Source organism: Pseudomonas sp. 2VD (assembly GCF_005503585.1).
Lineage (GTDB): Bacteria > Pseudomonadota > Gammaproteobacteria > Pseudomonadales > Pseudomonadaceae > Pseudomonas > Pseudomonas aeruginosa.
Genome location: NZ_SCND01000183.1, coordinates 1 through 11,748, shown reverse-complemented (window position 1 = coordinate 11,748; position 11,748 = coordinate 1). Strand labels below are relative to the sequence as shown.

Genomic DNA, 11,748 nt, shown 5'->3' with positions numbered 1-11,748 from the left:
CGCGGGAAGCGCGCGACGCTGCCCGGCTCGGCAAGCGCGCGGCGCAGGGCGATTTCCAGTTCGGCGTCTGCCGCCGGGCAATCGTCCAGCGACGGGCGCTGGCGCAGATGCGCGGCGACCAGCCGGGCGTAGCGCGGGCGCAGCGCCGGATAGGCATCGAGCAACTGCCGCGCCCAGCGCTGGTTGTCCTGGGCCCAGTGCCGCAGCGGCCCGGCGCTGGCCGCCAGCAGCGCCAGCCAGCGATACAGTTCGCGGTTCAGCTCGGCCTGCGGATAGACCGCGAGGGATTCCGGCAGGCGCAGGCTGTCGCCGTTGAACCAGGACACCGGGGCCTGCTCGCAGGTCCCGGCGACCCGCTGCAACCAGGTGCGGCGTAGCAGCAGGCGGCGCGCCGGGGTCGCCTCGAGGGCTACCCCCGGTGCGCCGCCGAGCGCCCGGAAGAGCATGCCGAGCGGACGCCGCATGCTCTCCAGGGTCACCCGCGCCGCCTCGAACTCGCCGCTGGCATGGCGGGTGATGAAGCGGTGCCAGTGGGCGCCGACCCATTCCTCCAGCTCGACGGCGAAGGCCATCTCAGGCGGCCGCCTTGCCGCGCCGGAAGCTCAGCAGGTAGGCGACCAGGCCGATGAGGAACACCACCCCGGCGCCTTCGCGCAGCCAGTAGAAGATCGCCAGCTGGTCCTGGGTGGCCATGAAGGTCATCGCCGCGCCGTCCGCCGGCATCCGTTGCAGCCAGACCTGCAGCACCCCGGCCGCGGAGAGGAACAGGGTGATGAACACCATCGCCACGGTCATCAGCCAGAAGCCCCACATCTCCAGGACCTGCGAGCGGTTGTCCATCGCCTCGCCGATCCCGCGCAAGCGCGGCATGGCGTAGGAGATGATGGTCATCACGATCATCGCGTAGGCGCCATAGAAGGCCATGTGGCCGTGGGCGGCGGTGAGCTGGGTGCCGTGGGTGTAGTAGTTGACCGGCGCCAGGGTATGCATGAAGCCCCACACTCCCGCGCCGAGGAAGGCCATCACCGTGGTGCCCATGGCCCACAGTGCGACCGCGCGGTTCGGATAGTCGCGGCGGCGGCGGTTGATGGTGTTGAAGGCGAACAGCACCATGGCGAAGAACGGCAGCGGCTCCAGCGCCGAGAATACCGAGCCGAGCCACAGCCAGTAGCCGGGCACGCCGATCCAGAAGTAGTGGTGGCCGGTGCCGATGATGCCGCTGATCAGCGCCATGGCGATGATCACGTAGAGCCACTTCTCGATCACCTCGCGGTCGACCCCGGTGATCTTCACCAGCACGAAGGCGAGGATCGCACCCATGATCAGTTCCCACACGCCTTCCACCCACAGGTGCACCACCCACCACCAGTAGAACTTGTCGCGGGTGAGGTTTTCCGGGTTGTAGAAGGAGAACAGGAACAGCAGGGCGAGGCCGATCAGGCCGGTCATCAGGACCATGCTGATGGCGGTCTTGCGCCCGCGCAGCACGGTCATGCCGACGTTGAACAGGAAGCCCAGGGCGACGATCACGATGCCCGCCTTGCTGATGGTCGGCTGTTCGAGGAACTCGCGGCCCATGGTCGGCCACAGTTCGTTGCCGGTGAGCCTGGCCAGGCCGGCGTAGGGCACCAGCAGGTAGCCGAGGATGGTCAGCACGCCGGCGGCGGCGAATACCCAGAACAGGATCCAGGCCAGCTTCGGGCTGTACAGCTCGCAGTCGCTCTCCTCCGGCACCAGGTAGTAGGCAGCGCCCATGAAGCCGAACAGCAGCCAGACGATCAGCAGGTTGGTGTGCACCATGCGCGCGACGTTGAAGGGGATCGCCGGGAACAGGAAGTCGCCGACCACGTACTGCAGGCCCATGATCAGGCCGAACAGGATCTGCCCGACGAAGAGGATCAGGGCGAACACGAAGTAGGGTTTGGCGACCGCCTGCGAGGCGAATTTCAGGGAGCCATTGGGCGACATCATCAACCCTCCTTGTTCGGCGGCCATTGGTTGGTATCGATCTTCGAGCTCCACTTGAGGAACTCGGCCAGGTCGTCGACCTGGCCCTCGCTGAGATGGAACTGCGGCATGGCGCGGCGGCCCGGCACGTTCAGCGGCTGGATCTTCATCCAGGCCTGGAGGAAGGTGTTGAAGCCCTCCTCGCCGCCACGGCGTCCGACCACGTTGCCCAGCTCCGGCGCGAAGTAGGCGCCCTCGCCGAGCAGGGTGTGGCAGCCGACGCAGTTGTTCTGCTCCCAGACCAGCTTGCCGCGCACCACCGCGGCGCTCATCGCGGCCTCGTTGGTGCGCTCGGGCAGGGTCTTCTCGGTGTGGTAGGTCAGGGCCAGGAACAGCAGGATGAAGAACACACTCCCGCCGAAATAGATGTTCCTGGCCATGCCTTTGGTAAAGGTCTCGGACATGCGGCCTCCTGGAATGGGTGGTGCGGCGATTCTAGGAAGCGGCGGCGGCGAACCCGCTTGATGGCAATCAAGATTCCCGAACGATTTACTCAGTTATTCATCCGCGCCAGGTACAGCGCAGCGCCCACCGCCAGGGCCATCAGCAGCGGCCAGGCCAGCAGCAGGCGGCGCCATAGCGCCGGGGCATGGGCCAGCTCCATGAAGCGCTCGCCGATCAGCCAGCCCTTGGCCACCGCGCAGGCCAGCACCGCCGCCAGCAGCCAGGGAGAGTCGCCGGCGCCGCCCAGCAGCACACCGGCCACGGCCAGCGCCAGCAACGCCAGCCAGCAGAGGGTCAGGGTTCGCATCGGCACCTCATTGCAGGACGTAGACCAGCGGGAACAGCAGCACCCAGACCAGGTCGACCATGTGCCAGTAGAGCACTCCCGACTCCATTCCCGAGCAAGCCTGCGGCGTATAACACCGGCGCCAGCAGGCCTGCGCCAGCCAGCCGAGGATCAGCAGGCCGAGCAGGACGTGGAGGAAATGGAAGCCGGTCAGGCACCAGTAGAGGGTGAAGAAAGTGTCGTGCTCGATGTCCAGGCCGAGATCGGCGAGCCGCCCGTACTCGTGCAGCTTCAGGCCGACGTAGACCAGCGCCAGCAGCAGCGCCGCCAGCAACCAGCCGCTCGCCTGGCGCGGCCGTCCGCGGCGCACCGCATGCACCGCCAGCGCGGCGAGCCAGCCGGAGCTGAGCAGGGCCACGGTCAGCAACAGGCCCCAGCGGCTATCCAGTTGCTCCCGGCCGGCACGGAACAGCTCCGGCTGCCAGGCCTGGGCGCCGGCGAACGCCAGCAGCAGCAGGCTGAACACGCTGAGTTCGGCGAGGATGAAGAACCACATCGCCAGGTCGCCGGGCAGGCGCCGCTCGACGGTATCAGGCGACATGGAGATCGACGATGTCCATCAGCGCCGCCACCGTCGCCGGGTCGTCCGAGAGCGGTTCGGCCAGCGCCACCCGGCACGCCTCGCGCGGGTCCATGCCGTCGCCGATGAGGCGCGCGGCGAAGATCAGCAGGCGGGTCGAGGCGACTTCCTCCAGGTCGTGCTGCTCCAGCCGCCGCAGCGCCTGGCCCAACTGCACCAGGCGCTGCGCCAGGGCCTCGGCACAACCGCTCTCGCCGACCAGGATGCGTGCCTCCTGCTGCGCCGCCGGGTAGTCGAAGCGCAACGCGACGAAACGCTGCCGGGTGCTGGGCTTCAGGCCCTTGAGCAGGTTCTGGTAGCCGGGGTTGTAGGACACCACCAGCATGAACGAAGGCGGCGCCTGCAACGTCTCGCCGGTGCGCTCCAGGTACAGCTCGCGGCGGTCGTCGGCCAGCGGGTGGATGGCGACCGTGGTGTCCTGGCGCGCCTCCACCACTTCGTCCAGGTAGCAGATACCGCCTTCGCGCACCGCGCGGGTCAGCGGGCCGTCCTGCCACCAGGTGCCGTCGGCGCCGATCAGATGGCGGCCGAGCAGGTCGGCGGCGCCCAGGTCGTCGTGGCAGGCGACGCTGTACAGCGGCAGTTCCAGGCGCCGCGCCATGTACTGGACGAAGCGGGTCTTGCCGCAACCGGTGGGGCCCTTGAGCAATACCGGCAGGCCGTGCCGCCAGGCGCGCTCGAAGACTTCGATCTCATGGCCGGTGGCCTCGTAGAAGGGTGTCGCGTCCCGCATGTCCTACTCCTGCGCTAGGGATTAGGACCGCACGCTATTCACAGTTGGAAGGTGCCACAAGCGCAAAGCAACGCAATCTTGATTCCGGTCAAGCAAGGGTAAAGACCCTGCTTTCTATGATCCTTTCGCGCCATGAATTCCCGGGAGTTCCCGACGCAGCCACCCCCAAAACACTGCTAAGGGAGCGCCTCGCAGGGCTCCTGAGGAGATAGACCATGCCATTTGGCAAGCCACTGGTGGGCACCTTGCTCGCCTCGCTGACGCTGCTGGGCCTGGCCACCGCTCACGCCAAGGACGACATGAAAGCCGCCGAGCAATACCAGGGTGCCGCTTCCGCCGTCGATCCCGCTCACGTGGTGCGCACCAACGGTGCCCCCGACATGAGTGAAAGCGAGTTCAACGAGGCCAAGCAGATCTACTTCCAACGCTGCGCCGGTTGCCACGGCGTCCTGCGCAAGGGCGCCACCGGCAAGCCGCTGACCCCGGACATCACCCAGCAACGCGGCCAGCAATACCTGGAAGCGCTGATCACCTACGGCACCCCGCTGGGCATGCCGAACTGGGGCAGCTCCGGCGAGCTGAGCAAGGACCAGATCACCCTGATGGCCAAGTACATCCAGCACACCCCGCCGCAACCGCCGGAGTGGGGCATGCCGGAGATGCGCGAATCGTGGAAGGTGCTGGTGAAGCCGGAGGACCGGCCGAAGAAACAGCTCAACGACCTCGACCTGCCCAACCTGTTCTCGGTGACCCTGCGCGACGCCGGGCAGATCGCCCTGGTCGACGGCGACAGCAAGAAGATCGTCAAGGTCATCGATACCGGCTATGCCGTGCATATCTCGCGGATGTCCGCTTCCGGCCGCTATCTGCTGGTGATCGGCCGCGACGCGCGGATCGACATGATCGACCTGTGGGCCAAGGAGCCGACCAAGGTCGCCGAGATCAAGATCGGCATCGAGGCGCGCTCGGTGGAAAGCTCCAAGTTCAAGGGCTACGAGGACCGCTACACCATCGCCGGCGCCTACTGGCCGCCGCAGTTCGCGATCATGGACGGCGAGACCCTGGAGCCGAAGCAGATCGTCTCCACCCGCGGCATGACCGTAGACACCCAGACCTACCACCCGGAACCGCGCGTGGCGGCGATCATCGCCTCCCACGAGCACCCCGAGTTCATCGTCAACGTGAAGGAGACCGGCAAGGTCCTGCTGGTCAACTACAAGGACATCGACAACCTCACCGTCACCAGCATCGGTGCGGCGCCGTTCCTCCACGACGGCGGCTGGGACAGCAGCCACCGCTACTTCATGACCGCCGCCAACAACTCCAACAAGGTTGCCGTGATCGACTCCAAGGACCGTCGCCTGTCGGCCCTGGTCGACGTCGGCAAGACCCCGCACCCGGGGCGTGGCGCCAACTTCGTGCATCCCAAGTACGGCCCGGTGTGGAGCACCAGCCACCTGGGCGACGGCAGCATCTCGCTGATCGGCACCGATCCGAAGAACCATCCGCAGTACGCCTGGAAGAAAGTCGCCGAGCTACAGGGCCAGGGCGGCGGCTCGCTGTTCATCAAGACCCATCCGAAGTCCTCGCACCTCTACGTCGACACCACCTTCAACCCCGACGCCAGGATCAGCCAGAGCGTCGCGGTGTTCGACCTGAAGAACCTCGACGCCAAGTACCAGGTGCTGCCGATCGCCGAATGGGCCGATCTCGGCGAAGGCGCCAAGCGGGTGGTGCAGCCCGAGTACAACAAGCGCGGCGATGAAGTCTGGTTCTCGGTGTGGAACGGCAAGAACGACAGCTCCGCGCTGGTGGTGGTGGACGACAAGACCCTGAAGCTCAAGGCCGTGGTCAAGGACCCGCGGCTGATCACCCCGACCGGCAAGTTCAACGTCTACAACACCCAGCACGACGTGTACTGAGACCCGCGTGCGGGGCACGCCCCGCACGCTCCCCCCTACGAGGAACCGTGATGAAACCGTACGCACTGCTTTCGCTGCTCGCCACCGGCACCCTGCTCGCCCAGGGCGCCTGGGCCGAAGACCCCGAAGTGCTGTTCAAGAACAAGGGCTGCGTGGCCTGCCATGCCATCGACACCAAGATGGTCGGCCCGGCCTACAAGGACGTCGCCGCCAAGTTCGCCGGCCAGGCCGGCGCCGAAGCGGAACTCGCGCAGCGGATCAAGAACGGCAGCCAGGGCGTCTGGGGCCCGATCCCGATGCCGCCGAACGCGGTCAGCGACGACGAGGCGCAGACCCTGGCGAAGTGGGTCCTGTCGCAGAAATGAACGCCCCTCCGGACTTCCGGCGCGCCGCCAGCCACGCCTTGTGGCTGGCCCTCGCGCTGACGTTCGCCTGTCCTCTTCCGGGCCTGGCCGACGAGCATCCCGATGCCCGTCGCCAGGCCCAGTTGCGTCACCTGCTGTTGCAGGACTGCGGCTCCTGCCACGGCCTGCGCCTGACCGGCGGCCTCGGCCCGGCGCTGACCCCCGAGGCCCTGCGCGGCAAGCCGCGCGAATCGCTGGTCGCCACCGTGCTCATGGGCCGTCCGCAAACCCCGATGCCCCCCTGGGCCGGCCTGCTCAGCGAAGACGACGCCGGCTGGCTGGTGGACCGCCTGATCGAAGGAGAGATCGCCCCATGAACCTGCGTCCCCTCGCGCCGCTTTTCCTCGCCCTGCTCGCCGGCTGTAGCCAGCAGCCGCCCTTGCGCGGCAGCGGCGACCTCGGCGTGCTGATCGAACGCGCCGACGGCAGCGTGCAGATCCTCGACGGCACGGCGAAGACCTCGCTGGCGCGGGTCGAAGGCCTCGGCGACCTGTCCCACGCCTCCCTGGTGTTCTCCCGCGACCAGCGCTACGCCTACGTATTCGGTCGCGACGGCGGCCTGACCAAGCTCGACCTGCTGGCCCAGCGCATCGACAAGCGCCTGATCCAGGGCGGCAACAGCATCGGCGGAGCGATCAGCCAGGACGGTCGGCTGGTCGCGGTATCCAACTACGAGCCGGGCGGGGTCAAGGTGTTCGACAGCCGCACCCTGGAGCTGGTCGCCGAGATTCCCGCCACCCGCCTCCCCGGCCAGGACAGGAACTCCCGGGTGGTCGGCCTGGTCGACGCGCCGGGGCAGCGTTTCGTGTTCAGCCTGTTCGACAGCGGCGAGATCTGGATCGCCGACTTCAGCCAGGGCGACACGCCGCACCTGACCCGCTTCCGCGATATCGGCAAGCAACCCTACGACGCCCTCATCAGCCCCGACGGGCGCTACTACATGGCCGGGCTGTTCGGCGAGGACGGCATGGCCCAGCTCGACCTCTGGCACCCGGAGCGCGGCGTCAGGCGCGTACTCGGCGACTACGGCCGCGGCCAACGCAAGCTGCCGGTGTACAAGATGCCGCACCTGGAGGGCTGGACCATCGCCAGCGACCAGGCCTTCGTCCCGGCGGTCGGCCATCACCAGGTGCTGGTGCTCGACGCGCGCGACTGGAAGCAGACCGACGCCATCGACGTCGCCGGCCAGCCGGTGTTCGTCATGACTCGACCGGACGACCGGCAGATCTGGGTCAACTTCGCCTACCCGGACAACGACAAGGTGCAGGTCATCGACAGCGAGACCCACGAAGTGATCGAAACCCTGCGCCCTGGCCCCGGCGTACTGCACATGGAATTCAGCGGGCGCGGCGACCAGGTCTGGATCTCGGTGCGCGACGCCGACCAGTTGCAGGTCTGGGACCCGTACCGCCTGAAGCGCATCGGCAGCCTTCCGGCCCGCAGCCCGAGCGGCATCTTCTTCAGCCACCGCGCCCAGCACATCGGACTCTAGGAGGCACCATGGACGACCTCTCCCGCCGCCTCCTCGCCCGCTACCAGAAAGGCCTGCCGATCTGCGCGGAACCCTATCGGCGGATGGCCGAGACCCTGGGTTGCAGCGAAGCCGAGGTGCTCGAACGGCTGCGTCGCCTGGAAGCCGACGGCGCGTTGTCGCGGGTCGGCCCGGTGCTCCGCCACCAACGCGCCGGGGCCAGCACCCTGGCTGCCCTGGCGGTGCCCGAGGAGCGTCTGCAACGGGTCGCCGAGCGCATCAGCCAGTACGCCGAGGTCAACCACAACTACCAGCGCGAACACCGCTACAACCTGTGGTTCGTGCTCACCGCCGGCGACCGCGCGCAACTCGACCGGGTACTGGCGGAGATCGCCGCCGACACCGGCCTGCAACCCCTCGACCTGCCGATGCAGGAAGCCTACTGCATCGACCTCGCGTTTCCCCTGGAGGCCAGCCGATGAACCCCGTCGAACCCCTCGCCGCGCCGCAGCGGCAACACCTGCGCTACCTGCTGGAACAGGGCCTGCCGCTGGCCAGCCGGCCCTACCGGGTGCTCGCCGAACGCATCGGCGCCGGCGAAGACGAAGTGCTGGAACAGGTCCGCCGCTGGGACGAAGACGGCCTGTTCCGCCGCTTCGGAGTGATCCTCCACCACCGCGCCCTGGGCTATACCGCCAACGCCATGCTGGTGCTGGACGTCGCCGACGCGGAGGTCGACGCCGTCGGCCGCGCCCTCGCCCACGAAACGATCGTCTCGCTCTGTTACCGCCGCCCGCGTCGCCTGCCGATGTGGCCATACAACCTGTTCTGCATGATCCACGGCCGCGAGCGCGGCGAAGTGGAACGCCAGATCGAGGCCCTGCTGGAGCGCCACGCCCTGCGCCAGACACCGCACCGCTGGCTGTTCAGCCTGCGCGCCTACAAGCAGTGCGGCGGCCGCTACACCGCGCCGCCGGCCGACCTGGAGCGCCGCCATGGATGAGTTCGACCGGCGCCTGCTGAACCGCCTGCAACACGGCCTGCCGCTGGAGCCGCATCCCTACGCGCTGCTCGCCGCCGAGCTGGATTGCCGCGAGGAAGACATCCTGCGCCGCCTCGACGACCTGCTCGACGACGGCACCCTGACCCGCTTCGGTCCGCTGTTCGATATCGAGCCCCTCGGCGGTGCCTTCACCCTGGCCGCCATGAGCGTGCCGGAGGCGCGTTTCGAAGAGATCGCCGCGCTGCTCGCCGGCTGGCCGCAGGTCGCCCACAACTACCGTCGCGAGCACGCCCTGAACATGTGGCTGGTGGTCGCCTGCGACAGCCCGGCGGAGGTCGCCGAGACCCTCGCACGGCTGGAGCGCGAGAGCGGGCTGGCGGTACTCGACCTGCCCAAGGAGGCGACCTACCATGTCGGCCTGCATTTCCCCCTCTGACACCCTGCTCGCCCGCCGCCTGATCGAACTGACCCAGGCCGGCCTGCCGCTGGTCGCCGACCCTTGGGCGTGGATCGCCGCGCAACTGCGGCTGAGCGAGGCGGAGACCCTGGCGCTGCTGAAGCGCCTGCGCGACGCCGGGGTGATCCGGCGCATCGCCGCGGTGCCCAACCACTATCGCCTTGGCTACCGGCACAACGGCATGACCGTCTGGGACGTCGCCGACGAACGCATCGAACGCCTCGGCCGGCTGGTAGGCGGGCTGTCCTTCGTCAGCCATTGCTACCGGCGCCCGCGCCATCTGCCGCAGTGGCGCTACAACCTGTTCGCCATGGTCCACGGCCGCAGCGAAGCGGAGATCGAAGGCTACCGCCAACAGATCCGCCTGCTGCTCGGCGAGGACTGTCGCGCCGACGAGATGCTGGTGAGCAGCCGCATCCTGAAGAAGACCGGCCTGCGCCTGGCGCAGAAGGAGGAACGTCCATGCTGAGGATCAGCCATTACCTGCGCAGCCTCGCCGAGGACGCGCCGACGCCGCGCCGCGCCGGCGGCAGGCGCGCCCCGGTGGTGATCTGGAACCTGCTGCGGCGCTGCAACCTGACCTGCAAGCACTGTTACTCCACCTCCGCCGACAGCGACTTCCGTGGCGAGCTGGAGACCGCGGAAATCCTTCACGGCATCGACGACCTGCGCGCCGCCGGAGTGCGCGTGCTGATCCTCTCCGGCGGCGAGCCGCTGATGCACCCGGACCTCTTCGAGATCGCCGCCCATGCGCGCCAGGCCGGGATGTTCGTGGCGCTGTCGAGCAACGGTACGCTGATCGACGAAGGCAACATCCAGCGCGTCGCCGAGGCCCGCTTCGACTACGTCGGCATCAGCCTCGACGGCCTGCGCGAGACCCACGACCGCTTCCGCCAGAAGCAGGGCAGCTTCGACGCCGCGCTGGCGGCCATGCGCCTGTGCCGCGAGGCGGATATCCGCGTCGGCATGCGCACCACCCTGACCGAGGAGAACGCCGCGCAACTACCGGCACTGCTCGACCTGATGCGCGAACTCGACGTGCAGAAGTTCTACCTCTCGCACCTCAACTACAGTGGCCGCGGCCGCCGCAGCCGCGCCCTCGACGCCCACCACCGGCGCACCCGCGAGGCCCTCGCGCTGCTCTTCGAACGGGCCGACGAGGACATCCGGCAGGGGCGCGACAGCGACTTCGTCACCGGCAACAACGACGCCGACGCGATCCTTCTCCTCGACTGGCTCAAGCGCCGCCGCCCGCAGCAACTGGCGCGTCTCTGCGAGCTGCTGCTGGACTGGGGCGGCAACGCCTCGGGCGAGGGCATCGCCAACATCGACAACACCGGCGAGGTGCATCCGGACAGCTACTGGTGGCACCACAGCGTCGGCAACATCCGCCATCAGCGCTTCGCCGACTTCTGGTTCGAGCGCCCCGACCCGCTGCTCCTGCAACTGCGCCAGCGCCCGCGACCGGTGGGCGGGCGCTGCAGCCAATGCCGCTGGCTGGACATCTGCAACGGCAACACCCGCACCCGCGCCTGGGCCGGCGGAGAACTCTGGGGCGAAGACCCCGGCTGCTACCTCAGCGATCAGGAAATCGGCCTCGAGCGCATCGCGCTGCACGCCGTCTAAGGAAAGCCTCATGAACACTACCGTGATTCCGCCGTCCCTCCTCGATGTCGATTTCCCTGCCGGCAGCGTCGCCCTGGTCGGCGCCGGCCCCGGCGATCCGGGCCTGCTCACCCTGCGCGCCTGGGCCCTGCTGCAACAGGCCGAGGTGGTGGTCTACGACCGCCTGGTCGCCCGCGAGCTGATCGCCCTTCTGCCGGAAAGCTGCCAGCGCATCTACGTCGGCAAGCGCTGCGGCCACCACAGCCTGCCGCAGGAAGAAATCAACGAGCTGCTGGTGCGCCTGGCCCGGCAGCAACGCCGGGTGGTCCGCCTGAAAGGCGGCGACCCGTTCATCTTCGGTCGCGGCGCCGAGGAGCTGGAGCGCCTGCTCGAGGCCGGCGTCGACTGCCAGGTGGTCCCCGGCGTCACCGCCGCCTCCGGTTGCAGTACCTACGCCGGCATCCCGCTGACCCACCGCGACCTCGCCCAGTCCTGCACCTTCGTCACCGGCCACCTGCAGAACGACGGCCGCCTCGACCTCGACTGGGCCGGCCTGGCGCGCGGCAAGCAGACCCTGGTGTTCTACATGGGCCTGGGCAACCTCGCCGAGATCGCCGCGCGCCTGGTCGAGCACGGCCTCGCCAGCGACACCCCGGCGGCGCTGGTCAGCCAGGGCACCCAGGCGGGCCAGCAGGTGACCCGCGGCGCCCTTTCCGAGCTGCCGGCGCTGGCGCGTCGCTACCAGTTGAAGCCGCCGACGCTGATCGTCGTCGGCC

Annotated in this window: 15 protein-coding genes and 1 pseudogene; 10 read left to right on the top strand and 6 right to left on the bottom strand. The window is 68.4% G+C overall.

The features are described 5' to 3' along the window. From FFS27_RS19435 to nirQ, 6 genes and pseudogenes are all read right to left on the bottom strand, one after another. Positions 1 to 572: pseudogene (locus tag FFS27_RS19435) on the bottom strand (nitric oxide reductase activation protein NorD); the annotation flags it as partial. A 1-nt stretch (position 573) separates the two neighbouring features. After that, complete coding sequence (norB, locus tag FFS27_RS19430) at positions 574 to 1,971, bottom strand: nitric-oxide reductase subunit NorB (protein WP_003084883.1); 1,398 nt, start codon at positions 1,969 to 1,971, stop codon at positions 574 to 576. Further along, positions 1,971 to 2,411: a nitric oxide reductase subunit NorC gene (norC, locus tag FFS27_RS19425; protein WP_003084881.1), complete on the bottom strand. Its 441-nt coding sequence runs from the start codon at positions 2,409 to 2,411 to the stop codon at positions 1,971 to 1,973. The genes norB and norC overlap by 1 nt, the downstream gene beginning before the upstream one ends. Positions 2,412 to 2,500: 89 nt before the next feature. Further along, on the bottom strand, positions 2,501 to 2,758 hold the full coding sequence (locus FFS27_RS19420) for a cytochrome C oxidase subunit IV family protein (RefSeq protein WP_003084879.1): 258 nt from the start codon (positions 2,756 to 2,758) through the stop codon (positions 2,501 to 2,503). A gap of 7 nt (positions 2,759 to 2,765) precedes the next feature. After that, entirely contained in the window at positions 2,766 to 3,293 is a 528-nt protein-coding gene (locus tag FFS27_RS19415; protein ID WP_004352183.1) for a cytochrome c oxidase subunit 3, read from the bottom strand. Positions 3,294 to 3,327: 34 nt separating this feature from the next. Beyond that, the gene (gene nirQ / locus FFS27_RS19410) at positions 3,328 to 4,110 is read right to left on the bottom strand and encodes a transcriptional regulator NirQ (protein ID WP_003084875.1); all 783 of its coding nucleotides are present in this window, start codon (positions 4,108 to 4,110) and stop codon (positions 3,328 to 3,330) included. A 215-nt stretch (positions 4,111 to 4,325) separates the two neighbouring features. Here nirQ and nirS point away from each other — a divergent pair, with 215 nt between their 5' ends. The 10 genes from nirS to cobA form a co-directional block, all read left to right on the top strand. Beyond that, complete coding sequence (nirS, locus tag FFS27_RS19405; RefSeq protein ID WP_021263084.1) at positions 4,326 to 6,032, top strand: nitrite reductase; 1,707 nt, start codon at positions 4,326 to 4,328, stop codon at positions 6,030 to 6,032. A 50-nt stretch (positions 6,033 to 6,082) separates the two neighbouring features. Next, positions 6,083 to 6,397: a cytochrome C-551 gene (gene nirM / locus FFS27_RS19400; RefSeq protein WP_003084872.1), complete on the top strand. Its 315-nt coding sequence runs from the start codon at positions 6,083 to 6,085 to the stop codon at positions 6,395 to 6,397. Further along, on the top strand, positions 6,394 to 6,753 hold the full coding sequence (nirC, locus tag FFS27_RS19395; RefSeq protein WP_003084870.1) for a cytochrome c55X: 360 nt from the start codon (positions 6,394 to 6,396) through the stop codon (positions 6,751 to 6,753). Before nirM ends, nirC begins: the two co-directional genes overlap by 4 nt. Beyond that, the gene (gene nirF / locus FFS27_RS19390) at positions 6,750 to 7,928 is read left to right on the top strand and encodes a heme d1 biosynthesis protein NirF (protein WP_003084866.1); all 1,179 of its coding nucleotides are present in this window, start codon (positions 6,750 to 6,752) and stop codon (positions 7,926 to 7,928) included. Before nirC ends, nirF begins: the two co-directional genes overlap by 4 nt. An 8-nt stretch (positions 7,929 to 7,936) precedes the next feature. Continuing rightward, a complete protein-coding gene (locus FFS27_RS19385; RefSeq protein WP_003084864.1) occupies positions 7,937 to 8,389 on the top strand; it encodes an AsnC family transcriptional regulator in 453 nt (150 codons plus the stop codon). Then, positions 8,386 to 8,910 (top strand): siroheme decarboxylase subunit beta, encoded by a 525-nt coding sequence (gene ahbB, locus FFS27_RS19380; RefSeq protein ID WP_003111534.1) that lies wholly within the window; start codon positions 8,386 to 8,388, stop codon positions 8,908 to 8,910. Before FFS27_RS19385 ends, ahbB (FFS27_RS19380) begins: the two co-directional genes overlap by 4 nt. Next, positions 8,903 to 9,346 carry an Lrp/AsnC family transcriptional regulator gene (locus FFS27_RS19375; protein WP_003084860.1) on the top strand — a complete coding sequence of 148 codons (444 nt, stop codon included), beginning with the start codon at positions 8,903 to 8,905 and terminating at the stop codon, positions 9,344 to 9,346. The genes ahbB (FFS27_RS19380) and FFS27_RS19375 overlap by 8 nt, the downstream gene beginning before the upstream one ends. Continuing rightward, positions 9,321 to 9,836 (top strand): siroheme decarboxylase subunit beta, encoded by a 516-nt coding sequence (ahbB, locus tag FFS27_RS19370; protein WP_021263085.1) that lies wholly within the window; start codon positions 9,321 to 9,323, stop codon positions 9,834 to 9,836. The genes FFS27_RS19375 and ahbB (FFS27_RS19370) overlap by 26 nt, the downstream gene beginning before the upstream one ends. Next, positions 9,830 to 10,993, top strand: coding sequence for a heme d1 biosynthesis radical SAM protein NirJ (gene nirJ, locus FFS27_RS19365; RefSeq protein WP_023100765.1), 1,164 nt, complete (start codon positions 9,830 to 9,832; stop codon positions 10,991 to 10,993). Before ahbB (FFS27_RS19370) ends, nirJ begins: the two co-directional genes overlap by 7 nt. A gap of 10 nt (positions 10,994 to 11,003) precedes the next feature. Then, a partial coding sequence (gene cobA, locus FFS27_RS19360) for a uroporphyrinogen-III C-methyltransferase (protein WP_137952155.1) occupies positions 11,004 to 11,748 on the top strand: 745 nt, incomplete at its 3' end.